The sequence below is a fragment of the Streptomyces sp. NPDC034111 genome, assembly GCF_055575375.1.
In genome coordinates, this window is record NZ_JBVIST010000020.1 from 53,751 (window position 1) to 77,883 (window position 24,133).

The 24,133-nt window shown below is 72.9% G+C and carries 21 protein-coding genes; 14 read left to right on the forward strand and 7 right to left on the reverse strand.

Annotated features, from left to right (window positions below; all coding sequences use genetic code 11):
• Window positions 1-408: 408 nt before the first annotated feature.
• The 6 genes from ACZ55A_RS31210 to ACZ55A_RS31235 all read left to right on the forward strand — a co-directional run bounded on the left by ACZ55A_RS31210 (window position 409) and on the right by ACZ55A_RS31235 (window position 5,986).
• Window positions 409-822 carry a DUF3151 domain-containing protein gene (locus ACZ55A_RS31210; RefSeq protein ID WP_468847148.1) on the forward strand — a complete coding sequence of 138 codons (414 nt, stop codon included), beginning with the start codon at window positions 409-411 and terminating at the stop codon, window positions 820-822.
• Between the two features lie 150 nt (window positions 823-972).
• Complete coding sequence (locus ACZ55A_RS31215) at window positions 973-1,815, forward strand: tryptophan 2,3-dioxygenase family protein (protein ID WP_468847151.1); 843 nt, start codon at window positions 973-975, stop codon at window positions 1,813-1,815.
• Complete coding sequence (gene kynU, locus ACZ55A_RS31220; RefSeq protein ID WP_468847154.1) at window positions 1,808-3,109, forward strand: kynureninase; 1,302 nt, start codon at window positions 1,808-1,810, stop codon at window positions 3,107-3,109. The genes ACZ55A_RS31215 and kynU overlap by 8 nt, the downstream gene beginning before the upstream one ends.
• A complete protein-coding gene (locus ACZ55A_RS31225; RefSeq protein WP_468847156.1) occupies window positions 3,106-3,894 on the forward strand; it encodes an alpha/beta hydrolase in 789 nt (262 codons plus the stop codon). Before kynU ends, ACZ55A_RS31225 begins: the two co-directional genes overlap by 4 nt.
• Before the next feature lie 74 nt (window positions 3,895-3,968).
• On the forward strand, window positions 3,969-5,333 hold the full coding sequence (locus tag ACZ55A_RS31230; RefSeq protein ID WP_468847159.1) for a sensor histidine kinase: 1,365 nt from the start codon (window positions 3,969-3,971) through the stop codon (window positions 5,331-5,333).
• A complete protein-coding gene (locus tag ACZ55A_RS31235) occupies window positions 5,330-5,986 on the forward strand; it encodes a response regulator (RefSeq protein ID WP_030989251.1) in 657 nt (218 codons plus the stop codon). Before ACZ55A_RS31230 ends, ACZ55A_RS31235 begins: the two co-directional genes overlap by 4 nt.
• Window positions 5,987-6,027: 41 nt before the next feature.
• On the opposite strand, the gene ACZ55A_RS31240 is transcribed toward ACZ55A_RS31235, so the two are convergent.
• From ACZ55A_RS31240 to ACZ55A_RS31250, 3 genes are all read right to left on the reverse strand, one after another.
• Entirely contained in the window at window positions 6,028-6,492 is a 465-nt protein-coding gene (locus tag ACZ55A_RS31240; RefSeq protein WP_468847162.1) for a BP74-related protein, read from the reverse strand.
• Window positions 6,493-6,775: 283 nt separating this feature from the next.
• Window positions 6,776-8,416 (reverse strand): ABC transporter permease, encoded by a 1,641-nt coding sequence (locus ACZ55A_RS31245; RefSeq protein ID WP_468847164.1) that lies wholly within the window; start codon window positions 8,414-8,416, stop codon window positions 6,776-6,778.
• On the reverse strand, window positions 8,413-9,441 hold the full coding sequence (locus ACZ55A_RS31250; protein ID WP_468847166.1) for an ABC transporter ATP-binding protein: 1,029 nt from the start codon (window positions 9,439-9,441) through the stop codon (window positions 8,413-8,415). Before ACZ55A_RS31250 ends, ACZ55A_RS31245 begins: the two co-directional genes overlap by 4 nt.
• Window positions 9,442-9,534: 93 nt before the next feature.
• Between ACZ55A_RS31250 and ACZ55A_RS31255 the strand changes: the two genes are divergently transcribed.
• Window positions 9,535-10,050 carry a GbsR/MarR family transcriptional regulator gene (locus tag ACZ55A_RS31255; RefSeq protein ID WP_468847169.1) on the forward strand — a complete coding sequence of 172 codons (516 nt, stop codon included), beginning with the start codon at window positions 9,535-9,537 and terminating at the stop codon, window positions 10,048-10,050.
• 44 nt (window positions 10,051-10,094) lie between these two features.
• On the opposite strand, the gene ACZ55A_RS31260 is transcribed toward ACZ55A_RS31255, so the two are convergent.
• Window positions 10,095-11,096, reverse strand: coding sequence for a diacylglycerol kinase catalytic domain-containing protein (locus tag ACZ55A_RS31260; protein ID WP_468847172.1), 1,002 nt, complete (start codon window positions 11,094-11,096; stop codon window positions 10,095-10,097).
• Between the two features lie 206 nt (window positions 11,097-11,302).
• Here ACZ55A_RS31260 and ACZ55A_RS31265 point away from each other — a divergent pair, with 206 nt between their 5' ends.
• Both ACZ55A_RS31265 and ACZ55A_RS31270 read left to right on the forward strand, forming a co-directional pair.
• Window positions 11,303-12,589, forward strand: coding sequence for an adenylosuccinate synthase (locus ACZ55A_RS31265; RefSeq protein WP_468847175.1), 1,287 nt, complete (start codon window positions 11,303-11,305; stop codon window positions 12,587-12,589).
• Window positions 12,590-12,744: 155 nt separating this feature from the next.
• A complete protein-coding gene (locus ACZ55A_RS31270; RefSeq protein ID WP_468847177.1) occupies window positions 12,745-13,332 on the forward strand; it encodes a Uma2 family endonuclease in 588 nt (195 codons plus the stop codon).
• Here ACZ55A_RS31270 and ACZ55A_RS31275 read toward each other — a convergent pair.
• Together ACZ55A_RS31275 and ACZ55A_RS31280 are read right to left on the reverse strand one after the other, a co-directional pair.
• A complete protein-coding gene (locus tag ACZ55A_RS31275; protein ID WP_468847180.1) occupies window positions 13,313-15,154 on the reverse strand; it encodes a serine/threonine-protein kinase in 1,842 nt (613 codons plus the stop codon). The genes ACZ55A_RS31270 and ACZ55A_RS31275 overlap by 20 nt on opposite strands.
• A gap of 137 nt (window positions 15,155-15,291) precedes the next feature.
• Entirely contained in the window at window positions 15,292-16,977 is a 1,686-nt protein-coding gene (locus ACZ55A_RS31280; protein WP_468847182.1) for a serine/threonine-protein kinase, read from the reverse strand.
• Window positions 16,978-17,309: 332 nt separating this feature from the next.
• On the opposite strand from ACZ55A_RS31280, the gene ACZ55A_RS31285 reads away from it, so the two are divergent.
• The 4 genes from ACZ55A_RS31285 (at window position 17,310) to ACZ55A_RS31300 (ending at window position 21,358) form a co-directional block, all read left to right on the forward strand.
• On the forward strand, window positions 17,310-18,113 hold the full coding sequence (locus ACZ55A_RS31285) for a VTC domain-containing protein (protein ID WP_468847185.1): 804 nt from the start codon (window positions 17,310-17,312) through the stop codon (window positions 18,111-18,113).
• A 221-nt stretch (window positions 18,114-18,334) separates the two neighbouring features.
• Complete coding sequence (locus tag ACZ55A_RS31290) at window positions 18,335-19,708, forward strand: aminotransferase class III-fold pyridoxal phosphate-dependent enzyme (RefSeq protein ID WP_468847188.1); 1,374 nt, start codon at window positions 18,335-18,337, stop codon at window positions 19,706-19,708.
• 188 nt (window positions 19,709-19,896) lie between these two features.
• A complete protein-coding gene (locus tag ACZ55A_RS31295; protein ID WP_468847191.1) occupies window positions 19,897-20,565 on the forward strand; it encodes a GntR family transcriptional regulator in 669 nt (222 codons plus the stop codon).
• A gap of 142 nt (window positions 20,566-20,707) precedes the next feature.
• Window positions 20,708-21,358: a hypothetical protein gene (locus tag ACZ55A_RS31300; RefSeq protein WP_468847193.1), complete on the forward strand. Its 651-nt coding sequence runs from the start codon at window positions 20,708-20,710 to the stop codon at window positions 21,356-21,358.
• A gap of 71 nt (window positions 21,359-21,429) precedes the next feature.
• Here the strand turns inward: ACZ55A_RS31300 and ACZ55A_RS31305 are convergent, their stop codons facing one another.
• Window positions 21,430-22,191 carry an SLATT domain-containing protein gene (locus ACZ55A_RS31305; RefSeq protein WP_468847196.1) on the reverse strand — a complete coding sequence of 254 codons (762 nt, stop codon included), beginning with the start codon at window positions 22,189-22,191 and terminating at the stop codon, window positions 21,430-21,432.
• A 324-nt stretch (window positions 22,192-22,515) separates the two neighbouring features.
• Between ACZ55A_RS31305 and purD the strand changes: the two genes are divergently transcribed.
• Entirely contained in the window at window positions 22,516-23,784 is a 1,269-nt protein-coding gene (purD, locus tag ACZ55A_RS31310; protein WP_468847198.1) for a phosphoribosylamine--glycine ligase, read from the forward strand.
• The last annotated feature ends 349 nt before the right edge of the window (window positions 23,785-24,133 follow it).

Genomic DNA, 24,133 nt, shown 5'->3' on the forward strand with positions numbered 1-24,133 from the left:
CGTTGCGCCTGGCGGCGGGCGTGGGTTTGTCGGGTGCGGTGCCGCTCCTCCGGACTTCGTCCTGCGGCGCGGCCCCTCCCGTGGGTGGGGGGATTTCTCGTGGGGGCGGGCGTTGAGTGTCCAGTGGCCCGTTACTGGGTCCCCCAGCGTGCAACCGCCCACCTACGGGCACCCCCACGGTCTTCTTTCCCCCCACCCACGGGAGGGGACGGGCCGGAGGGGCCTGGTGTGTGGACGTAAAGCGAAGCAGTCCACACACCAGGCCCCGGAGGTCCGTCACCGCACCTGACAGCCTCGCGCAGCGTCCCCGCCCGCCGCAGGCGCAACGGCGAGCAACCACCACGGCGGGACAGCCGACAACGTGGGAAGGAAGCCCAAGCGCAGCGGAACGTAAGGGAGACTGGACCCATGCCCATTCACGAGAACCTGCTCGGGGGTCCGCCCCCGACCCATCTGCCCGACGACCCGGAGCCCCGTGAGCTGCTGGCCGCGGGCACCGCGCCGTCCGATGTCGCCGCGAAGTACCCGACCTCCTCGCTGGCCTGGGCGCAGCTCGCGGACGATGCGTTCGCCCAGGGGCGGGTCGTCGAGTCGTACGCGTACGCCCGCACCGGCTACCACCGCGGTCTTGATGCGCTGCGCCGGGCCGGCTGGAAGGGCCACGGCCCGGTGCCGTTCGAGCATGAGCCCAACCGCGGCTTCCTGCGGGCGCTGCACGCTCTGGCCCGCGCCGCCCAGGCGATCGGTGAGCAGGAGGAGTACGAGCGCTGCACGGCGTTCCTGCGCGACTCCTCGCCGACCGCGGCCGAGACCCTCTCCTGAGCTGCGGGGCCGGGCCCGCCTGGTTCTCTGACCAGGCGGGCCTTGCCTTCTCCGGGGACCATTGCGGAAGATGCCCGGTGGGGACCGGGGCCCCCGTGCCGACATGGCAGGGGCGGACCGCTACCCGGAGTACGTTTCGAGGAGACAGCGATGTCCCACGAGGTAACCGGCGGGGCTCAGGAGTCTGAGACCCCTAACCTCGACTTCGCAGGTACCACCCCGTACGAGGACTACGTCCAGGCCGATGTCCTCACCCATCTCCAGCACCCGCTCTCCGACGACCCCGGCGAGATGGTCTTCCTGGTCACCACCCAGGTCATGGAGCTGTGGTTCACGGTCATCGTCCATGAGTGGCACACCGCGGCCGCGGCCCTGCGCCGCGACGATCTGCCGGTGGCCATGGACGCCCTGCGCCGCTCGACCTATGAGCTGGAGGCGCTGAACGCCGCCTGGAAGCCGCTGGCCAGGCTGACCCCGGCGCAGTTCAACTCCTACCGCAGCGCGCTCGGCGAGGGCTCCGGATTCCAGTCCGCGATGTACCGGCGGATGGAGTTCCTGCTCGGTGAGAAGTCCCCGTCCATGCTGGTGCCGCACCGTGGCGCGCCCCGGGTGCACGCCGAACTGGAGAAGGCCCTCCAGGAGCCGAGCCTGTGGGACGAGGTGCTGCGACTGCTCGCCCGGCGCGGTTACGCCGTGCCCGAGGCCGTGCTCCGGCGGGATCCGGCGCAGCGCTACGAACCGGAACCGGCCGTCGAGGCCGCCTGGGCCGAGGTCTACGCCGGTCCGCAGGAGTCCGAGCTGGTCCGGCTGGGAGAGGCGCTGACCGATGTCGCCGAGCTGGTCTGGCGCTGGCGCAACGACCATCTGGTCGCGACCCGGCGGGCCATGGGGGCGAAAATGGGAACTGGTGGTTCCGCGGGTGTGGCCTGGCTGGAGAAGCGGGCCCGCAAGAACGTCTTCCCCGAGCTGTGGACGGCGCGCAGCCATGTCTGAGACACCCGGAATCCCTGAGAACGCCGGCGCCGCGGAGGCTGCCGAGGAGCGTGAACTGTCCGTGCGCGCACGGCAGTTGGACGCCGATGATGCGCTCGCCGCGATCCGCGACCGGTTCGTCCTGGATGGTGTGACCGATCAGGCCTCCGGCGAGGCTGACGTCTACCTCGACGGCAACTCCCTGGGCGCGCTGCCCCGTGCGGTGCCCGGCCGGCTGGCCGATGTCATCAACCGCGAGTGGGGCGAGCTGCGGATCCGCTCCTGGACCGAGTCCGGCTGGTGGACCGCGCCCCAGCGGGTCGGCGACAAGATCGCCCCGCTGATCGGGGCGGGCCCGGGCCGGGTGGTGGTCGGCGACTCGACCAGCGTCAACATCTTCAAGGCCGTGGTCGGCGGCGTACGGATGGCCGGCAAGGGCTGCACGGAGATCCTGGTCGACGCCACGACCTTCCCGACCGACGGCTATATCGCCCGCTCGGCGGCCCGGATGACCGGCCTCGCGGTGCGGCCCGTGGAGCCCGCGCGGATCGCCGACGAGGTCACCGAGCGCACCGCGCTGGCGCTGGTCAACCATGTCGACTACCGCACCGGCGAGCTCAACGACCTGCCCGGCATCACCAACGCGCTGCACTCGGCGGGCGCGCTCGCCGTCTGGGACCTGTGCCACAGCGCGGGCGCCCTGCCGGTCGGCCTCGACGCCCACCATGTCGACCTCGCCGTCGGCTGTACGTACAAATACCTCAACGGCGGCCCGGGTGCGCCCGCCTACCTCTACGTCCGCGAAAGCCTCCAGGAGCGGTTCGAATCGCCGCTGCCCGGCTGGAACTCGCACGCCGATCCGTTCGCGATGGACCCCGGCTACACCCCCGCCGACGGCATCGCGCGCGGCCGGGTCGGCACCCCCGACATCCTCTCGCTGCTCGCCCTGGAGGCGGCGCTGGAGGCCTGGGACGGGGTCGCGATCGAGGACGTACGCAGCAAGAGCCTCGCGCTGACCGACTTCTTCCTGGAGTGCGTCGGTGCGTACGTACCGGCCGGCCGGGCCCGCTCGGTCACACCGCGGGAGCACCAGCGGCGCGGCAGCCAGGTGTCGCTGGCCTGCCCGGGAGCCGGTGAGGTGATGGACGAGCTGATCCGGCACGGGGTGGTCGGCGACTTCCGCCACCCGGACGTGCTGCGCTTCGGCTTCACCCCGCTCTACACCTCCTTCGCCAACGCGGAGCGGGCCGCGTGGGTGCTCGGCGAGGTGCTGGGGGCGCTGCCCGACGTGGGCCCGGCAGGGACCGGCGGGTGAGCGTGGCGGACGAGGAGACGGCGCTGCTGGGGCTTGCCCCGGTGGCGCCGGACCGCACGGTGGCCTACGGGCCGCATCCGGACCAGATCGTGGATCTGTACGGGCCGCGGGCGGGCGCGGGGGCTGCGGCCCCCGGCCCGCTGGTGGTCCTGCTGCACGGCGGGTTCTGGCGCGCGGCGTACGACCGCCGCCACCTGTCGCCGCTCGCCGCCGCACTGGCCGGTCAGGGGCTGCCGGTCGCGCTCGCCGAGTACCGCAGGGTCGGCGCGGGCGGCGGCGCCCCGCAGACGTTCGAGGACGTTTCGGCGGCCGTCGGGGCGGCGGCCGGCGCGGTGCCCGCATCGGGGGGCACCGTGCTCGTCGGGCACTCCGCCGGCGGCCATCTCGCCCTGCTCGCCGCCGCCGGCCCCGGCACGCCGGTGACCCGGGTGATCGCCGTCTCGCCGGTCGCCGATCTGGCCCGCGCCCATGAGCTGGGACTGAGCAACGGTGCGGTGGCCGAACTGCTCGGTGCCGGCCCCGGCCTCCCGCAGCGCCTCGCCGCCGCGGACCCGGCCCGCCGCCCGCCGCCCGGCATCCCGGTCACGATCCTGCACGGCACCGACGACCCGGACGTCCCGCTCGACCTCTCCCGCCGCTACGCCGCGGTGAGCCCGGCCACGACGGAGCTGCGTGAGCTGCCCGGCGTGGGCCACTACGCGGCGGTCACCCCCGGCACCCCGAGCTGCGACGTCCTCTTCGCGCTGCTGCACCTACCGGGGGGTACGGCTCCAGTTACCAGGTAGTACTTGAGACGGACGCCGGGAAATCCCCACTGGTGGGGACGCCGGTGGCGCTGCATTTGCTTACCGTTGTCAGCGTGAAACAGACGACCCAGACGCAGAGCACCCTGCGTTCAGAGGCCCGGATAGCCCATGGGGCGCTGCACCGGCTGCGCCAGGACCTGTTCGTCGACGCCTTCGCCTTCCGCCCGATGCCGCCGCTGGAGGACGCCAAGGTGTCCCGCTGGGTGCCCTGGCTGCCGGAGCGGATCCGCCACTGGGCGCGCTGGCTGCCGCACTTCACCGTCGGCTTCTTCTCGGTGTGCGTCTTCCTGGCGTCCCTCACCGTCGGCTACGACCTCGGCCCGGTGCGCAGCGTCCTGACCGCAGGCCTCTGTGTGGTGGTCGCCGTCGCGCCGACGGTGACGCTCTTCCGACCGGTGGGCGCCTACTGGCTGGCGCTGGTCGCCTTCGTGGTGTCGGTCTTCGCCGAGCAGGTCTTCTCTCCGTACGGCAGCGTCTTCGGAGGCCTCGGCTACCCCACTCTGCTGGCCGTGATGGTGCTGGTGGTGCTGCGCACCCGGCCGCGGCTGGCGGTGGAGATGTGGCTGGTCACCATTGCGGTGGGGGCGGCCGTGACGGCGCTCGCCGGGCGCGACACGAGCGACCTGGCGCCGGTGTCGTTCTTCAGCGGGGTGGTGCTGCTCGCCGCCGCCGCCGTCCGCGCCTGGCGCGAGGAGCGCCGGCAGGTCGTCGAGACCCTGACCGCCACCGCCGAGGAGCGCTCCCGGCGCACGCTGCTGGAGGAGCGCGCCACCATCGCCCGTGAGCTGCACGATGTGGTCGCGCACCATATGTCCGTCATCGCCATCCAGGCCGAGGCGGCTCCGTACCGGGTCGAGAACACCCCGCCGGAGCTCGCCACGTCCTTCGCGACGATCCGCGAGAACGCGGTCGCCGCGCTCACCGAACTGCGCCGCATCCTGGGCGTGGTCCGCTCCGAGGACCCGGACGCCTTCGCGGAGCGCGACCCGGAGGCCCCGCAGCCGACGCTGGCCAGCCTCGACTCGCTGCTCAACAGCGTTCGCGGCGCCGGACTGGTCGTCGAAGCGGTGGTCACCGGTGCGCCGCGCCCGCTGCCGCAGGGCGTGGAGCTGTCCGCGTACCGGATCGTCCAGGAGGCGCTGAGCAACGCACTGCGCCACTCGCCGGGCGCCGAGGCCCGGGTGGAGATCTCCTACGTCCTGGGCGGGATCGGCCTGCGGATCGTCAACGGGACCCCGAGCCGGCTGGCCAAGCCGTCGCCGGGCGCGGGCCATGGCGTGCTGGGCATGCGTGAGCGGGTACAGATGCTGGGCGGCGAGATCACCGCCGGCCCGACCGAGGACGGCGGCTTCGAGGTCGCGGCGTTCATCCCGGTGTCGCATGCGGCCGGGGAGACCACCACTGGGGGGACGGCATGATCCGGGTACTGATCGTCGATGACCAGGTGATGGTCCGCGAGGGCTTCTCCGTCCTGCTCAACGCCATGCCGGACATCGAGGTCGTCGGGGAGGCCGTCGACGGCCGTCAGGCGGTGCACAAGGTCGCCGTGCTCAAGCCGGACGTCGTGCTGATGGACATCCGGATGCCGGAGATGAACGGGCTGGAGGCGACCCGGGAGATCGTCGCGGCCGACGCGGACGCCAAGGTCCTGGTGCTGACCACCTTCGACCTCGACGAGTACGTCTACCAGGCGCTGCGCTCCGGGGCCAGCGGCTTCCTCCTCAAGGACGCCTCGGCCGGCCAGCTCGCCGAGGGCGTGCGCATCGTCGCCTCCGGCGAGGCGCTGCTCGCGCCCACCGTCACCAAGCGCCTGATCTCCGAATTCTCCCGTCTGGGTACCCCCAGGGCTCCCGCCCAGGAACGCATCGCCGACCTCACGGAACGCGAGACCGAGGTCCTGGTGCTGGTGGCCCAGGGGCTGTCGAACGGGGAGATCGCCGAACATCTCGTCGTCGCCGAGTCCACCGTGAAGACCCATGTCAGCCGGATCCTGGTGAAGCTGGGGCTGCGCGACCGGACCCAGGCGGCGGTGTTCGCGTACGAGGCGCGGCTGGTGACGCCGGGCGGCTGAGCGCCGCCGCGGAATCGGGCAGCGGCCCCGGCACGCCGGCCTTACGGCTGAGGGATCTCCCGGACCAGGTGCGAGCTCCAGGGGCACCAGATCAGCCCCGGCAGGAAGGGGCCGCCGGCCTCGTCCAGATGCTCTTCGACGTACGGGGTGGTGGCGTCGCAGACCTCGATGGCGAAGTCGAAGAAGTCGATCGTCTCCGGGCGGAGGTGGAAGCTCCAGCGCCAGTTGTACGGCGCGGAGCGCTTCTCGATCCTGCCGATGACATGCGGCTCCGACCTGGTCGTGCCGTTCAGGAGGTCGCGTGCGTGCTGGATCTTGCGGGGGTCGGTGAGCTTGATGACGAATTCCGCGCGGGTGACATCGGTCATCACGAAGTAGGCCGCGGAGCCGGCCGTGGTGCGGTGCGTGGCGTCGCTCGCCGGCTGTCCCTGGGCGGGCCCGGCGCCTGTGACGGCCAGCAGCGCTGCCGCCGCGAGCATGCCGATCTTGGTGGTGATACGTCGCATGGTCCCCTCCGATGCCGCGGGTCGTGATCACGACCGTGCGTACGGAAAGTAACAACGAGATCACGCACTGCTCTATGGTTACTCCTGGTTATCACCCCGTCAGGTGAAATCGCGGGGAGTGACTGGCCTTCGGTCGCCAGGTGTGCTCTGTCCACACCCTGTGGATGCGCCGCCGTGTCCGTCCGTGCCCGTCTGTGCGCACAAGTACGCCGCCGGAGTCCGCTACAGCTCCGGCGGCGTACGTATGGGGGTGCGGCGGTTCACGGGGAACCGCCGCCCGGGATCAGCCGATGTCGCGCCGGCGGAAGCCGGCCAGCCCGACGACGGCGAAGAGCGCGGACAGCGCCAGCAGCCAGACGAACGGGGCCGCGGTGGCCTCGGCGCCCGGGAGCTTGGGGAGGTGGCTGTAGGGGGAGAGGTCCATGGCCCACTGCGGGAGATCGAGCGAGGGGCCGATCCAGCCGAGGGTCAGGCAGCCGCCGACGAGCGCCCACACGGCGGTGGTCGCCTTGGGGAGCAGGCCGAACGCGAGGACCGCCAGGCCGGCGAGCGTCCAGACCGCGGGGGCCTGGGAGAGCGTGGCGGCCAGTACCGGCACCAGCTGCCCGCCGGGGTCGTCGACGGAGAGGCCGTAACTCAGGCCCAGGGCCAGCCCGCCGGCGGCCAGGACGACGACGGTGCCCAGGTACGCGACGACCAGGTGGCCGGCGGCCCAGCGCAGCCGGCCCACCGCGCCGGCCAGTACGGGCTCCGCCCGCTCGCCGGTCTCCTCACCGCGCAGTCTGAGCACCGCGCCGACCGCGTAGAGCGCGGCGACCATGCCGAGCATGCCGGCCATCGTGGCCAGGAAAGCCTCGGTCAACTCCTGCTGTCCGCCCATCCGTTCAAAGATCTCCCGGGTCCGCTGGTTGCCGCCGACCAGGTCCGAGGCGCCCTCGGCTATCCCGCCGAAGACCCCGCCGGCGCACAGGAAGCCGGCCGTCCAGCCCAGCAGGGTGGTGCGCTGGAGCCGCCAGGCCAGGCCGGACGGGCCTGCCAGGGAGCGCGGCGCGGCCGCCGGTCCGGGGCGGGCGGGCAGAAAGCTCATGCCGAGGTCACGGCGGGCGGTCAGGGCGTACGCGACCGAGACGGCCAGGGCCGCCCCCGCGGCGAAGAGCAGCAGCACCCACCAGCGTTCGCCGGCGTACGGGCGGAGGTTCTCCGACCAGCCGATGGGTGAGAGCCAGGTGAGCGGGGAGCGGGCATCGGCGGTGGCGGCGTCGCCCGCGGCGCGCAGCGCGAAGGCGGCGCCCAGGACCGCTCCGGTCAGCCCCTTGGCCATCCGGGCGCTCTCGGTGAGCTGGGCGGCGATGGCGGCCAGACCGCCGAAGAGCATGCCGGTGCCGCCGATGGCCAGGCCGAGGGCGAGCGAACCGGCGGCCGGCTGACCGGAAGCGGTGAGGCCGCCGGCGATCAGCGCGGCGAGCCCGGCGTTGGCGAGCGCCGCCGTCAGCACGGCCGCCGTCAGCGGAGCCCGGCGGCCGACCATCGCGGCGGACAGCAGCTCCTGACGCCCCGTCTCCTCCTCCTCGCGGGTGTGCCGGACGACGATCAGCAGGCTCATCACCGCGGCGAGCACGGCACCGAACCCGGCCATCCGCCAGGCGATCAGCCCGCCGACGGAGTCGCCGAAGACCGGTCCGTACAGCGCGCGCATCGAGGCGTTGGCGTTCATCGAGCCGGCCAGCTCAAGGCGCTCGGCGGCGGTGTCGTACAGCGTCTCGAAGGACGCCCCCATGGAGGCGACGACGAGGCCGAGGGCCAGCACCCAGGCCGGGATCAGCACCCGGTCGCGGCGCAGCGCGAGCCGCAACAGGGCGCCGGTGCCCGCGAGATGGCGGGGTCGGGCGGCGCGGATGGGGAGCGCCGGGGCTGCCGCGGTCATCGCGCGCCCCTCCCTTCGGCGGATACGTCGGATACGTCGACTGCGTCGGATACCTCGCCGTGCGGCTCGTCCTGGTAGTGGCGCAGGAAGAGCTCTTCCAGGGTGGGCGGGGTGCTGGTGAGGCTGCGGACGCCGGAGGTGCTGAGGGCGCGCAGTACGGCGTCGAGCTTGTCGGTGTCGACCTGGAGCCGGACGCGGTGGCCCTGACCGCCCTTGATCGGCTGGCCGGCCAGATCGTGCACACCGGGCAGTGTCGACAACCCGTTGGGCGGGCCGGCGAGTTCGGCCACGACCGAGGTACGGGTCAGATGCCGCAGCTCCCCCAGGGAGCCGGATTCGACGGTCCGCCCCTTGCGGATGATGCTGACGCGGTCGCAGAGCGCCTCGACCTCGGACAGCACATGGCTGGAGAGCAGGACCGTACGGCCGCGGTCGCGCTCCTCGGCGACACAGGTCTGGAAGACCTCCTCCATCAGCGGGTCGAGCCCGGAGGTCGGTTCGTCGAGGATCAGCAGGTCGACGTCGGAGGCGAAGGCGGCGACCAGGGCGACCTTCTGCCGGTTGCCCTTGGAGTAGGTCCGCCCCTTCTTGGTGGGATCGAGTTCGAACCGCTCCAGGAGTTCGGCCCGCCGCGCGGCGTCGAGGCCGGCCCGTCGCCCGCCACCGCCGGAGCGCTTCGCGCCGCTGCCTTGATGCAGCCGCCCGTAGAGGTCGATGACCTCGCCGCCGGAGAGGTTGCGCCACAGGGTCACATCGCCGGGGACGTAGGCGATACGGCGGTGCAGTTCGACGGCGTCGTGCCAGGGGTCCTTGCCCAGCACCTCGGCTGTGCCGCCGTCGGCGCGCAGCAGACCGAGCAGTACGCGGATCGTGGTGGACTTCCCGGCGCCGTTGGGGCCGAGGAAGCCGTGCACCTCACCGGCCTCGACGGTCAGGTCGAGGCCGTCCAGCGCGTGGGTCCGCCCGAAGGACTTGTGGAGACCGTTCACCCGGATCGCGGGAGCGGGAGCGATTGCCTTGGTCATGCTTTGGAAGCTACGCTTGTTTCACAAATTTGTGAAGTTAAGAAACCGTATAAAGTCGGGTGGGTGGCTCTGATCAGGGGAGATGATGCGGATATGAGCGAGCAGCAACAGCAGAGCGGCCCCCCGAGCGCCCAGGAAGCGATCTCACAGTTCGTCGAGCGCTTCGCCTCCCAACTCGTCGACGCGGGGATGGCGCGGATGCCCGCCCGGGTCTTCGCCTGCCTGCTCGCCTCCGACTCCGGCGTGCTGACCTCCGCCGAACTGGGCGAACGCCTCCAGATCAGCCCCGCCGCGGTCTCCGGCGCGGTCCGCTACCTCTCCCAGGTCGACATGATCAGCCGCGAGCGCGAGCCGGGCTCCCGCCGCGACCGCTACCGCGTCCACAGCGACCAGTGGTACGAGGCCCTGGCGCGCCGGGAGAACGTCCTCACCCGCTGGGAGGCCACCCTGCGCGACGGCGTCGAGAGCCTGGGCCAAGCCTCCCCCGCGGGGCGACGGCTCAACGAGACGCTGGCCTTCTTCGAGTTCATGCAGAAGGAGCTCGCCGGGATGCTCCAGCGCTGGCGCGACCACCGCGACCAGCTGCGCAGCGAGTACGAGACCCCCTAGCGGCCACTCTCCGGCCTGCGCGGATCTTCCGGACGGCCCCCCGCTCACCCGCTCCGCGGCAGCTGGAGCCGCCAGGCCCCCGTCTGCACGGTCCACGTACGGGTCCTGACCGGGCCGCCGACCACCGCGTCCGCGCGGTAGTGGAAGTCCGCCCCGGACACCGTCACCGCCCGCGCCCGGGCCCGTACCGGCCGTGCCCCGCCCGGCCAGTGCACCACGACCTCGGCCAGCTCACCGCCGCCGGCCACCGTCCGCGCCCCGGCCGTGCCGTCCGTCCCCGCGTGGGCGCCCGGCACCACCGACACCCCGCGCACCGGCCGGTCCAGATCCGCCAGCACCACCCCGTCGGCCTCGATCCGCAGCCGCTGGGCCGGGACCCGTGCCCGCCGCCCGGCCGTGGGCGCCAGCAGCGCCAGCGCCGTACGGGCGGTCCGCGCGGCCGGCCGCCACCACGGCCGCTGCCCGTCGACAGCGCCGGCCGCACCGCCCCACGCCTCCGGTACGGTCCGCGGTCCCCTCGCACCCAACGGGGCGAGCGGATCGGCCGGGGCGGCCGCCCCCGGCACATACGCCCTGGTCCCCTGTCGGACCGCCTTGCTCCCGTCGCTGCCGCACGGGATCCGCAGCCCGCCCAGCACGATCCCGTCGCTGTCGTCCGTGAGCAGATCCATCGGCCGCTCCCCGCCGTCCAGCACCGCCCGCGCGGCGGCCACGGTGTCCGTGGGCACGCCCAGCGACCGGCTCAGCGCGACGGCCGCCGGCGCCCCGACCGGGACCATCGACAGCGGCACCCCGGCCAGCTCGCGCTCCTTGTGCAGCAGCCCCACGACCCGCAGCAGCGCCCGGTCGTCCCCGATCACCACCGGCCGCCGCTGTCCCCGTCGGGCCAGCATCCGGGCAAATTCCTCCGGCCCCTCCGGCAGGCAGATTTTCGCCCCCGCGCCCGCGCACAGGACATCCTTCGCGATCCGCACGGACTCACCGTCCGTACTGCGGGCGACCGGGTCGATGACCACGAGCAGGGGGTACCCCCGAACGGAGTCCACGGGAGAGTGCCCAGAAGGCTGCGCCGACACCTCGGTCCTTCCTCAGGTAGCATCTCGGTGCAAGAGCCCCTTGCGCTATTGCGCCAGGGGCTTCGTCTATTCCGGGGCACCGGTTCGACGGCTCTAGCGATGACGGACGCGTGAACACGCACGCAGGCGCCATCCACGCACGTTGGACATGCCCCGCCCGGAAGGGGTGTACGCCTGTGCCCGCACTTGTGCTGCTCGGTGCTCAGTGGGGTGATGAAGGCAAGGGAAAGGCCACCGACCTGCTCGGTGGATCCGTTGACTATGTGGTGCGCTACCAGGGCGGCAACAACGCCGGCCACACGGTCGTCGTCGGCGACCAGAAGTACGCACTGCACCTTCTCCCTTCCGGAATCCTCTCGCCGGGGTGCACCCCGGTGATCGGCAACGGCGTCGTTGTCGACCCCGCGGTCCTGCTCTCCGAGCTGAGCGGACTCAACGAGCGTGGCGTCGACACGTCCAAGCTGCTGCTCAGTGGTAACGCGCATCTGATCACGCCGTACAACATCACCGTCGACAAGGTGACGGAACGGTTCCTCGGCAAGCGGAAGATCGGCACCACCGGCCGCGGCATCGGCCCGACCTACGCCGACAAGATCAACCGCGTCGGCATCCGTGTACAGGACCTCTACGACGAGTCGATCCTCACGCAGAAGGTCGAGGCGGCCCTCGACGTCAAGAACCAGCTGCTCACCAAGCTCTACAACCGCCGCGCCATCGAGGCCGGCCAGGTCGTCGAGGAGCTGCTGGGCTACGCCGACCAGATCAAGGGCTACGTCGCCGACACCACCCTGATCCTCAACAAGGCCCTCGACGACGACAAGGTCGTGCTCTTCGAGGGCGGCCAGGGCACGCTGCTCGACATCGACCACGGCACGTACCCCTTCGTCACGTCCTCGAACCCGACCGCGGGCGGTGCCTGCACGGGCGCCGGCGTCGGCCCCACGAAGATCAGCCGCGTCATCGGCATCCTCAAGGCCTATACGACGCGTGTGGGCGCCGGACCGTTCCCGACGGAGCTGTTCGACGAGGACGGCGAGGCGCTGCGCCGCATCGGCGGCGAGCGCGGTGTGACCACCGGCCGTGACCGCCGCTGCGGCTGGTTCGACGCGGTCATCGCCCGCTACGCGACCCGCGTGAACGGTCTGACGGACTTCTTCCTCACCAAGCTCGACGTCCTCACCGGCTGGGAGCAGATCCCGGTCTGCGTGGCGTACGAGATCGACGGCAAGCGCGTCGAGGAGCTGCCCTACAGCCAGACCGACTTCCACCACGCCAAGCCGGTCTACGAAATGCTGCCGGGCTGGTCCGAGGACATCACCAAGGCGAAGTCCTTCTCCGACCTGCCGAAGAACGCCCAGGCGTACGTCAAGGCGCTGGAGGAGATGTCCGGCGCCCCGATCTCGGCCATCGGCGTCGGCCCCGGCCGCGACGAGACGATCGAGATCAACTCGTTCCTGTCGTAGTCCCGTTCGCCCCAGGGGCCCGCGCACCGTCAGCACACGACGGCGCGCGGGCCCTTGTGCGTGCCGCCTGTGCTCGAACGAGTGATCCGATGGGGAATGCCCCCGGCTCTGCCCGCGGCTGACAACACTGGCTTTCGACCTGAAAGGAGTGCAGCATGACGGTTATGGCCGAGCGCACGTCTCACATGCAGGTAGAGGAATTCGAGCAGATCGCCTCCGCCGCGCCCGAGACCGTCACGTTGGAGTTCATCGGCGGACGGATTGAGGAGAAGTGCGTGCCGGACGGGGATCACGGCGAGATCGTCAAGTGGCTTCAGAAGCGCTGTATGCAGCATCGTCCCGATCTCTGGTTGTACGGGGACGATCGCGGTCTGAGGGTAGAGGCGTACCGCATGGGCCGGGCGCGGCCCGACGGAGCGCTGGCCGCGGACGGCTACTTCGCCGGCAAGGGCGAGTGGGCCGACCCCGACGGCGTCCTGATGACCGTGGAGATCACCTCGTACGACGGGGACACCGAACGGCGTGACCGGGTGGAGAAGCCGGCCGCCTACGCGGCCGCGGGCATTCCCGTCTATCTCGTCGTCGACCGCGACTGCTGCGCGGTCGTCGTCCATACCGACCCCGACCCGCAGCAGGGCCGCTACCTCGACATCCACGAGGCCCCCTTCGGCAAGGAGATCACCCTCCCTGATCCGGTCGGCATCACCCTCGACACGGAGATCCTCAAGACCTACGTCCGCTGACGTCCTGCTGCCCCACCCTGGTGTAGCTGCGCGGCTGTTCGTCGTTGCCGAGGAAGGTGCGGCGCAGGGTGCCGTTGTCGGTGAGCCGGAGGACCGAGGTGTTGTTCGGGTCGCAGCCGGGGGTGGGACGGTCGACGACCGAGGGGCCGATGGTCAGGGCGCCGTCCTCGGCCCCGTACAGGTCGGCGTGTGCGGTGCAGCGGCGGCCGCCGGGGCCCACGACGAGGGTGGTGAGCACGGTGCTGCCGGCCGGGGCCCGGCGGAGGGTCAGCCGCTGGGGGCCGTGGCCGTCGGAGGTCGGGTGCTGCCAGGTGCCGAGGAAGCCGGCCGGGACGGCGTCGTCGGCGGGGCGGGAGCGGTGCAGTACCGCGGTGCGGCCGGCCGCCGCCCATCGCAGGGTGCCGGCGCTGCCGGCCTCCAGGGTGTGCTCGCCGAGCGCCGCACAGCGGCCGGCCGGGACGGACCGTACGACCGTGGTGTCCAGCCGCAGCGCTGGGCGCCCGTCGTGTGCGAGGACCGATACCAGCTTGGCGTCGCTGCGGCACTCGTAGTTCGCGCCGAGGCTGGTGCTGTTGGCGACCACCTCGCCGACCTTGCCGTTGCTGATCACGAACCGGCGCTGCTGTCCGGTGGGCGCCCCGTCCCGCAGCACCGGGCCGGACCAGGTGCCGAGGTAGCGGGCGGGGATGTCGGAGGCACGGTCGACGGCGCCGGCGCGGTCGTCCGCGGCACCGAGCAGGGGGACGGCGACGGCGGTCGTGGCGGCCGCGGCGACGGCGGTGGCGAGGAGGGGGAGCCAGCGGCGGCGGCGCCGGGTGGCGGCCGGGGCCGGCCGGGGCGCGGTCGTGGTGACGGTGAGGGTCGGCGGCTCGCGCCCGGGCAGGGTGTCGGTGTCGAGGAGCTGCACGGCGTGCCGGCCCAGGCGCGCGATCAGCTCGGCGGGCAGCCAGGGGGTGGCCGCGGGGCCGGCCGGGGCCGCACCGAGCCGTTCGGTGATCTCCTCCGGCGTGGGCCGGGCGCCGGGGTCCTTGGCCAGGCAGTCCTCGATCAGCGCCCGGATCTCCTCCGGCGTCCCGGCCAGATCCGGCTCGTCCTGCGCGATCTTGAACATCACCGCATGGACGCCCGCTGCGGCGCTGCCGAACGGCTGCCGCCCGGTCGCCGCATACGCCAGCACCGACCCCACGCAGAACACATCGCTGGCCGGCCCGACCCGGTGCCCCTGGACCTGCTCGGGCGACATGAAGCTGGGGGAGCCGACCACCGTGCCGCTGCGGGTCTGGGTCTGGTCGCCGACCGTGTCCAGCGCCCGCGCGATCCCGAAGTCGATGACCCGCGGTCCGTCGATGGTCAGCAGCACGTTGGACGGCTTCAGATCGCGGTGCACCAGCCCGACGCCGTGGATGTCGCGCAGCGCACCGGCCAGCCCGTACGCGAGCCGTTGCAGCGAATGACCGGGCAGCGGCCCGTAACTGCCGCGCGCACCACCGCCGTACGCACTGCCGACGACCTCTTTCAGGGTCGGGCCCGCGATGTACCCCGTGGCGACCCAGGGGACCTCGGCCTCGGTGTCCGCGTCGAGCACCGGGGCGGTCCACTGCCCGCCGACCCGCCGCGCGGCCTCCACCTCCGCCCGGAACCGGTCCCGGAACTCCTCCTCGGCCGCCAGCCCGTCCTTCACCAGTTTCACCGCGACGGTCCGGCCGCCCTCCGAACGCGCGAGGTAGACCCGGCCCATGCCGCCGCTGCCCAGCCGCCCGATCAGCCGGTACGCGCCGATCCACTGCGGATCACCGGCCACCAGCCCGCACAGGCCGTCCATCCGGGCGCCCTCCCCCGTCTCGTCCGGCGCCTGAGGCGCAGTCGGCAGCAGGCGTCCCCCGAGCGTAGGCGGGCACCGATCGCGCAACGGCCGACAGATCGTTACGAGGGGGGAACGATCGGGGAGTGGACGCCCCGTCAGCCCTTTTTGCGGTACGAGACCGCCTGCCCGCTGTCGGAGATGCGGCGAAGTGTGCCGTCCACCAGCTCCAGGGTGCTCGCTTCACCGGGGTGGCAGGCGGCCGGACCGGAGACGACGGTGGACGGACCGAGGCGGACCGGGGGGCCCGGACTGGCCAGGGTGGCCGCGAACTCGCAGCGGTAGGTGTCACCCGTGGCCGTCATCGTCAGAACGGTCTCGCCCTTCTTGCCCTGGGTGACGGTCATCCGCCGGACATTGGTGCGCGAGTCGCCGACCGTTCCCTCCCAGGTGCCCAGGTAGTCCGCGGGGATCCCGCCGTTCGCCGCCGGCTGCGCCGACGTCCCGCCGCTCCCGTCGCCGCCCGCCTTCCGTACGCCGCCCTCGTCCGTCAGCAGCGTGTACGCGGTGACCGCACCGGCTCCGGCGAGTGCGAAGGCGAGGACGGTGAGCACGGCGGTCCCGATACGGCGGCGGCGCGGCGGGGCGGCGGGAGCCACCGTTCCACCGGGCCGCGTGGCGGGGCGGGCGTCGGCTCCGTGCGCGGTGTGCGGCGGGTACGGCACCGGGCTGTCGGGTATCGGGGGAGACGGCGGGGCGCTGCCGGGGGCGGGTGTGACGGTGGTGGGGAGGGGAGGCACACCGGGGTGCCCGGCGGTCTGCGCCGGGGCCGCGGGCCGCGCGCCCTGCTGCCTCTCCTCGCCCTGCGGGTTCTCCGCCTCCAGCAGGTCGACGGCGTGCCGCCCCAGGCGGGCGATCAGCGACCCCGGCAGCCACGGCTCCTCGTCCGCGCCCGGCCCGGCGGCGTCGCCGTCCTCCGCCAGGGTCACCAACTGCGCCGGGGTGGGCCGCCGTTCGGGGTCCTTCGCCAGACAGCCGGCGATCAGCTCCCGTAGCCCCTCCGGGACCGCGGAGAGATCGGGCTCCTCCTGGGCGACGCGGTACATCAGCGCATGCGCCGCGCTCTCCGCCGTCCCGAACGCCAGCCGCCCGGTTGCCGCGTAGGCCAGGACCGAGCCGAGGGAGAAGACGTCACAGGCCGGGGTGAGCGGTTCGCCGCGCACCTGCTCGGGCGCCATGAAGCCGGGCGAGCCGACCGCCGCACCGGTATGCGTCACACCGTGGCCGGCCACCGCCTCCAGCGCCCGGGCGATCCCGAAGTCGATGACCCGCGGCCCGTCGATGGTGACCAGCACATTGGACGGCTTGAGGTCGCGGTGGATGATGCCGGCGGCGTGGATCGCGCCCAGCGCCCGTGCCAGCCCGGCCGCCAGGATCCGCACCGTACGCTCGGGCAGCGGTCCGCTGCCGCCGACCACCCGCTGGAGCGAGGGCCCGGCGATATAGCCCGTGGCGAGCCAGGGGATCTCGGCCTCGGTGTCGGCGTCCAGGACGGGCGCGGTCCACTCCCCGCCGACCTGCTGCGCGGCCCGCACCTCCCGCCGGAAGCGCGCCCGGAACTCCTCCTCGCAGGCCAGCTCCGCGCGCACCAGCTTGACCGCGACCGTCCGGCCGCGGTCGGAACGGGCCAGGAACACCCGCCCCATCCCGCCCTCGCCGAGCCGTCCGATCAGCCGGTACGCGCCGATCCGCCGTGGGTCCTGTGGCCCCAGCGGCGCCGGCCCGCCCGGCCGCTCCCTGCGCTCCGGCCGGCCCTGCTGCCCCGCATGTCCCGGCTGTTCCACGATCGTCGCCCTTTCCCCCGTCTGTGCCCGGCCGGCAGCGAGCCGACGCAGGTGCCGCACACACGGGTGCCCGCGGCCCCTCTCCCGCGCTGAGGATATCCAGCGGCCGCCGCCGGGCGGCAGGCGGCGCGGTGTCCGGCGGACGGTGGGAACGGGCCCGTCAACGGACCGAAACTGTCCGAGAGCTGACGGTGATGGACGTTGGATTCCGGTGGGCGGAACTTTCGGGGCAAGGCGAGCGTCGTACGCGTACCGCCACATCCCCCTCGGCGCAATGCAGTTCCGGTCCCGCCCCGCACGCTCCCGTCCCCGCCCGCCGCCAAGGAGACCGTGTGAATCCCGCCGTACGCGCCCTCGCCCGCGCCGCCATGGCGGCGCGCCCCGTGCCGCTCGCCGCCGTCCAGGCCCGGGCCGGCCTCCACGCCCGCTTCGACCACAGCTATCTCGTCCCGTTCGAGATCTTCGGCGCGCTCGCCGCCGACCTCACCGACCGCCGCCGGCCCGGTGGCCCGTTCGCCGCGCTGTGCATCAACGGGCGCCGCTGGTTCCGCTGTTGCTCCGTCTATTACGACACCCCCGACCTGCGCTCCTTCCACGGTCCTCGGCAGGGCGGCCGGGCGCGGTACCGGATCCGCGAGCGGCTGTACGCGGACAACGGAGCGCGCCAGTTGGAGATCAAACTGACCGGACGGCACGGCGCAACGGCCCTCCACCGGCACCCGCTGCTGCCGGACGACGCGGCCCTCGGCGCCGCCCCGCGCCGCTTCCTCGCCGCCGTACTGGAACGCTCCCACGGCATCGCGGTGCCCGACCCCCTGGGGCGCGCCCTGGAAACCGACCACCTCCGGGCCACCTTCGTCGCGGACGGGCAGCGCCTCACCTGCGACGCGGCCCTGCTGTGCCGGGACCCGGAGACCGGCCGCACGGTACGGGCCGACAGCGGGCTGATCCTCGTAAGCACCAGGGGCACCGGACGGACGGCCGAGGCGGACCGCTTGCTGCACGGCCACGGCTTACGGCCCACGGGATTCAGCACCTACCGCGACGGGCTGTCGGCACTCCGGCCGGAACTGACCGCAGGGCGGCGGGGGCGGGCGGGACGGACGGCATTTCCCATCGCGGCGCGGCCGTCCTGAGTGCGGCCCGACCGGGGGGCTGACCATGGCCCGGCCGCGGCACCGGACCGGGCCCCGCTCCCCGCTGGAGCTTCCTACAGGCCGTAGACACTCTGTCCGCGGGCGTGGTGAGCGCCATACAGACTGTCGGTACCGGCAGGCGGACCGTGATCCCTAGTCTGAGGGCGTTCGCCGCGCCGATCCCACGGCGGACCCGAGCGACCCGATCCGAGGTACTGACCGTGACCACGAAGCACCCCGCCGCCCCCGCCGCCGATCCGGCCGCCGGTGCGGCCGTGAAGGCCGACGACCGCGCCCATGTCTTCCACTCCTGGTCCGCACAGGGCCTGATCGACCCGCTGCCGATCGCGGGCGCCGAGGGCTCGTACTTCTGGGACTACGACGGCAACCGGTACCTCGACTTCTCCTCGCAGCTGGTCAACACCAACATCGGTCACCAGCACCCCAAGGTCGTCGCCGCGATCCAGGAGCAGGCCGCGAAGCTGTGCACCATCGCGCCCGGCTTCGCCGTGGACGTACGGTCCGAGGCCGCCCGGCTGATCGCCGAGCGCACCCCCGGGGACCTCGACAAGATCTTCTTCACCAACGGCGGCGCCGAGGCGGTGGAGAACGCGGTCCGGATGGCCCGGCTGCACACCGGCCGTGCCAAGGTGCTCTCCGCCTACCGCTCGTACCACGGCGCCACCGCCGCCGCGATCAACCTGACCGGTGACCCGCGCCGCTGGCCCTCCGACACCGCCTCCGCGGGTGTCGTCCACTTCTGGGGCCCGTTCCTGTACCGCTCGGCCTTCCACGCCGAGACCGAGGAGCAGGAGTGCGAGCGCGCGCTCGCGCACCTGGATCAGACCATCGCCTTCGAGGGTCCGCAGTCCATCGCGGCGATCATCCTGGAGACCGTCCCGGGCACCGCCGGGATCATGGTGCCGCCGGCCGGCTACCTCGCCGGGGTCCGGGAGATCTGCGACCGCTACGGCATCGTCTTCATCCTCGACGAGGTGATGGCGGGCTTCGGCCGTACCGGCAGGTGGTTCGCCGCCGACCACTTCGGCGTCACCCCCGACCTGCTGACCTTCGCCAAGGGCGTCAACTCCGGCTATGTCCCGCTGGGCGGGGTGGCGATCAGCGCCGAGATCGCCGCCACCTTCGACCAGCGCCCCTACCCGGGCGGTCTGACCTACTCCGGTCACCCGCTGGCGTGCGCCTCCGCGATCGCGACGCTCAACGCGATGGCCGAGGAGCGGATCGTGGAGAACGCCGCGGAGATCGGCGAGAAGGTCATCGGGCCGGGCCTGCGGGAGATCGCCGAGCGGCACCCGTCCGTGGGCGAGGTCCGCGGCCTGGGCGTCTTCTGGGCGCTGGACCTGGTCAGGAACAAGGAGACCCGCGAGCCGCTGGTGCCGTACAACGCGTCCGGCGCCGCCAACGCTCCGATGGCCGAATTCGCCGCGGCCTGCAAGCGCGGCGGGCTCTGGCCGTTCGTCAATATGAACCGTACGCATGCCGTCCCGGCCTGCACCGTCACCGAGGCCGAGGCCAAGGAGGGCCTGGCCGCCCTCGACGAGGCCCTGACGGCGGCGGACGCGCACACGGTCTGAAGCCACTGCCCGCAGGTGTGCGGCGCCGACGGCGCACACCACCGTCCGAGCCACCCGCCCGCACGTCGCGGGCCCGCCGGTAACCCGGTGTGGCCAGACGCACCCGGCGGCCCACCGCGGCCCTCGCCTATCGTGGGCGGGGGCCGCTCCCACCTGCGCGGTCATGGACGTCGAAGGGGACGCACACAATGGCCGCCGGCGGAGACAGCTCAGTCATACGTCGCAGCACCCTGCGCCAGCAGATCGCCGATGCGCTGCGCGACGAGGTGCTGGCCGGCCGGCTGCCGTCCGGCCACCCCTTCACCGTCAAGGAGATCGCCGAGCAGTACGGCGTCTCCGCGACCCCGGTGCGCGAGGCGCTGCTCGACCTGTGTGCTCAGGGCCTGCTCGACGTCGAACAGCACCGCGGCTTCAAGGTGCACGCCTTCACCGCCGAGGACTTCCGCGCCATGGTCGAGGCCCGCACCCTGATCATCGAGGGGATCTTCCGCAGCGGCGCCGACCAGGCGCTGCGCACCACCCCCGCCGAGGTGCTGATCTCCATCCGGCGCCGGGCCGAGGAGGCCGAGCGCGCCGCCCGGGCCGGTGACCTGGACGTTCTCATCGGCTACGACCTGCGGTTCTGGCGCGAGCTGAGCAGCATCGTGAACAACGCCTACATCAGCGACTTCCTCGACCGGATCCGCGTCCAGACCTGGATGTTCGCGGTGCCGCTGCTGCGCCGGGTGCCCGACCTCAAGGGCCACCTGTGGGAGGGGCACGGCGCCCTGGCAGACGCCCTGATCCGCCACGACCTGCCGGCCGCCCAGCAGCTGATCGCCGAGTACAACGAGCACGCCCTGGCACTCGTCGGATAGCGGGCCCTTCCGAGGCCCGGTGGTCACCCTCGTCGGATGGCGCAACGGGCACTACGCTGTCCCGACTCGGCCGTAACGGGCCGTACCCGTAGCGGTACGTGCGCCGGTGTCCCCGTCCCCGACCGGAAGCGAGTCCTCACCCGTGGCATGTGACTTGTGGCTGGTACCCCTCGTCGATGTGCTGTGCCACAGCCCCGACAACCCGTTCTCCGAAGAGATCGCCGCCTACGACAAGGCCTTGACGGAGGCGGGACTGCCACCGGTCCCGGTCTTCAGCTACATGCCGGGCCTGTCCGGCGACGTGGCCCCGATCGCCGGCTTCGACTACGACGCCCTGCACTTCCTGCGCCGCGCCTACCTGCTGCGCCTGTGCGGTCTCGAGGTCACGCCGGTCGACGAACTGGGCGGGGACTACGAGCAGTTGCTGGAGATGTTCGAGGCCACCGCGCAGCAGTCGCACCTGGTGTGGCACTACGACCACGCGGGCGCCTACGTCCCGGTCGACTTCCCGCAGCCGCTCGCCAACGACGAACTCCTGGCGGGCGGGGGCCCGCTGGGCTCCTCGCACGGTCTGCTGCGCGAGCTCGAACTGGTCGCGCCGTCCCTGGGGATCGATCCGGCCAATCCGCCGGCCGCACCCGCACCGCCGGCCGGCCCCACCTCGCTGGAGGAGCGGGCGGGCGCGGTGCCCCTGGACGACGGCCCGTTCGCCAGGGAGCGCCATGTGTGGCTGGGCCTGCACGCGGCCGCCACCCGGAGCCTGGGGCAGGGCTCCATGATCGTCTTCAGCTGAACGACAGCGGGCGGGGCGGGGGCGGGGGAGCGGGCCCGCCCCGCCCGGGGGTACGGCAGCGCGCCGGCTGTTCACCGCCCCGGCTCCGGCGGCCGCTGCCGCGGCATGTTCGGGCGCGTACGGTGCGGCACCGTGAACCGCCCCGGCGGCCCCGCTCCCTCGTGCCGCGGCGCCGCCCACGGCACCATCGCCTGGGTGGCCTGCGGCACCGGACCGGCCCGGAACTCCGTCATCCAGTCCGCCGTTTCGGTCCGCACCAGCTCGCCCAGGTCCTCGTTGAACCGCCGCAGCAGCCCCAGACAGCGCTCCACCGCCTCGCTCGCCGTGCCCTCCGCCGGCCCCAGCACCTCGCGTACGCCCTCCACGGCCCAGTCGAACTGGAGCGCCTCCAGCCGCCGGTGGATCGCCTGGGCGGTCGCCAGGTCCCGCATCCAGCCGGCCGTCATCCCGAAGTACCGGTCACAGCCCACACACACCGCGGCCAGCAGCAGCGACAGACAGCCCCAGGGCGCGCCCCCGTCCCAGACCCCGGCGAGGTCCAGCAGCGGCAGCGCCCCGCCCACCGTCACCCCGGCCGCGGCCCCCAGCCGCAGCACCCGCGCCCCGCGCCGCTTGGCCAGCCGGTCGTGCAGATACCAGTCGGCGGAGCGCAGTGCGCCCTCCTCGGACCACAGGTACAGCGCCTCCAGCCGGCCGGCCGGCTCCGCCCAGTCGCCGGGCGGAAAGGCCCGCCCGGCCAGATCACGGCGGCCGCGGCCCCGGCTGCCGTACCGCCGGGCGGGGCGGCCGTCCGCCCGAGGGGGCCCCTCGGGCTGCATCTCCGGCTGACTCACCCGTGCACTCCCTCTCTGCGCTCTCCACGGATACGTGCGGTGCACGCGGGGGCATACGGGACGGCCGTAGCGCGCAGCTCCCTTCCTACCGCCGCACGGCTGGACCCACCCACAAGATCACGCTATTTCCGCCCAGAAGTGGTGCCGGATCGGAGAGTGGGATGCCGGGGATCTCACCCGAAAGAGTTGCCAGGGGCGGCAGCGGTCCACAGCGGGCGCCCACGGTGTCCCCGCGCTCTCCGGTGCTTTCCGGCCGGGCCCCGCCCCGGCGGCCCGGACCCGGCCGCCGTCCGGCCGCCCGGCGCACTCGTCTAGGCTGCCACCGTGAAGGTCCTCGTCATCGGCGGCGGCGCCCGCGAACACGCCCTGTGCCGCTCTCTGTCCCTCGACCCCGACGTCACCGCGCTGCACTGCGCTCCCGGCAACGCCGGAATCGCCGAGGTGGCCGAATTGCACGGGGTCAACGCCCTCGACGGCGCGGCCGTCGCCGACCTCGCCGCCGGCCTGGAGGCCGATCTGGTCGTCGTCGGCCCCGAGGCCCCGCTGGTGGCGGGCGTCGCGGACGCGGTACGCGCCCGCGGTATCCCGGTCTTCGGCCCCTCGGCCGAGGCCGCCCAGCTGGAGGGCTCCAAGGCCTTCGCCAAGGACGTGATGGCCGCCGCGGCCGTCCCGACCGCCCGCAGCTATGTCTGCACCACCCCGGAAGAGATCGACGAGGCCCTGGACGCCTTCGGGGCGCCGTACGTCGTCAAGGACGACGGACTGGCCGCCGGCAAGGGCGTCGTCGTCACCGAGGACGTCGAGGCCGCCCGCGCCCATGCGCTGGCCTGCGACCGTGTGGTGATCGAGGAGTTCCTGGACGGCCCCGAGGTCTCGCTCTTCGCGGTCACCGACGGCGAGACCGTCGTCCCGCTCCAGCCCGCCCAGGACTTCAAGCGCGCCTACGACGGCGACGAGGGCCCCAACACCGGCGGCATGGGCGCCTACAGCCCGCTGCCCTGGGCCGACCCCAAGCTGGTCGACGAGGTCATGGCCTCGGTCCTTCAGCCCACCGTCGACGAGCTGCGCCGCCGCGGCACCCCGTTCTCCGGGCTGCTCTACGCGGGTCTGGCGATCACCTCGCGCGGGGTGCGGGTGATCGAGTTCAACGCCCGGTTCGGTGACCCGGAGACCCAGGTCGTCCTCGCCCGCCTCAGGACGCCGCTCGGCGGACTGCTGCGCGCCGCCGCCACCGGCAACCTCGCCGCCCTGCCGCCGCTGCGCTGGAGCGACGACGCGGCCGTCACGGTCGTCATCGCCTCGCACAACTACCCGGGCACCCCGCGCACCGGCGACCCGATCGAGGGCCTGGCCGACGTCGCGGCCCAGGACGCCCCGGACGCGTACGTCCTGCACGCCGGCACCAAGCGCGACGGCTCCGGCGCGGTGCTCAGCGCGGGCGGCCGGGTGCTGTCCGTCACCGCCACCGGCACCGACCTGACCACCGCCCGGCAGCGTGCCTACCGGGCCGTGGACCGGATCTCCCTGGACGGTTCCCAGCACCGTACGGACATCGCCGCCAAGGTCGCGGACGCGGCGGCGGACACTCCCTAGCCCTCCCCGGACCGGGCCGGACAGCCCCCTGCGCAAGGCGCATATGCCACCTGGGCAGGCCCCGGTCCGTACCACCTCCGCCACGGTTCCCGGCTTTGCCCAAAGCCATTCCATCGAGTGAGCGCTCCGGAATCCGGCTGACGAGAGGAACACCCCCAACTAGGGTGCCGCGCAAGCGTCCTGTGGCCGCCGTGCCGTCCTGCGGCACGGTTTCCACGGTGACGTCCGGCAACTGGCTCACCGGCATTGCGATGTCAGGGGCCGGTGCCACAGTGGTGGTGAGTGAGCTCGCTCGCACCCACTACAACGCGCAACTCTCGCAACGTCCGTCCCGTGTTCTCTCCGTCCG

What these genes read in the sequence shown, in the direction of transcription:
- ACZ55A_RS31210 (WP_468847148.1), top strand. Translation starts at nt 409, where the DNA reads ATGCCCATTCACGAGAACCTGCTCGGGGGTCCGCCCCCGACCCATCTG.
- ACZ55A_RS31215 (WP_468847151.1), top strand. Translation starts at nt 973, where the DNA reads ATGTCCCACGAGGTAACCGGCGGGGCTCAGGAGTCTGAGACCCCTAAC.
- kynU (WP_468847154.1), top strand. Translation starts at nt 1,808, where the DNA reads ATGTCTGAGACACCCGGAATCCCTGAGAACGCCGGCGCCGCGGAGGCT.
- ACZ55A_RS31235 (WP_030989251.1), top strand. Translation starts at nt 5,330, where the DNA reads ATGATCCGGGTACTGATCGTCGATGACCAGGTGATGGTCCGCGAGGGC.
- ACZ55A_RS31240 (WP_468847162.1), bottom strand. Translation starts at nt 6,492, where the DNA reads ATGCGACGTATCACCACCAAGATCGGCATGCTCGCGGCGGCAGCGCTG.
- ACZ55A_RS31245 (WP_468847164.1), bottom strand. Translation starts at nt 8,416, where the DNA reads ATGACCGCGGCAGCCCCGGCGCTCCCCATCCGCGCCGCCCGACCCCGC.
- ACZ55A_RS31250 (WP_468847166.1), bottom strand. Translation starts at nt 9,441, where the DNA reads ATGACCAAGGCAATCGCTCCCGCTCCCGCGATCCGGGTGAACGGTCTC.
- ACZ55A_RS31255 (WP_468847169.1), top strand. Translation starts at nt 9,535, where the DNA reads ATGAGCGAGCAGCAACAGCAGAGCGGCCCCCCGAGCGCCCAGGAAGCG.
- ACZ55A_RS31270 (WP_468847177.1), top strand. Translation starts at nt 12,745, where the DNA reads ATGACGGTTATGGCCGAGCGCACGTCTCACATGCAGGTAGAGGAATTC.
- ACZ55A_RS31275 (WP_468847180.1), bottom strand. Translation starts at nt 15,154, where the DNA reads ATGGACGGCCTGTGCGGGCTGGTGGCCGGTGATCCGCAGTGGATCGGC.
- ACZ55A_RS31295 (WP_468847191.1), top strand. Translation starts at nt 19,897, where the DNA reads ATGGCCGCCGGCGGAGACAGCTCAGTCATACGTCGCAGCACCCTGCGC.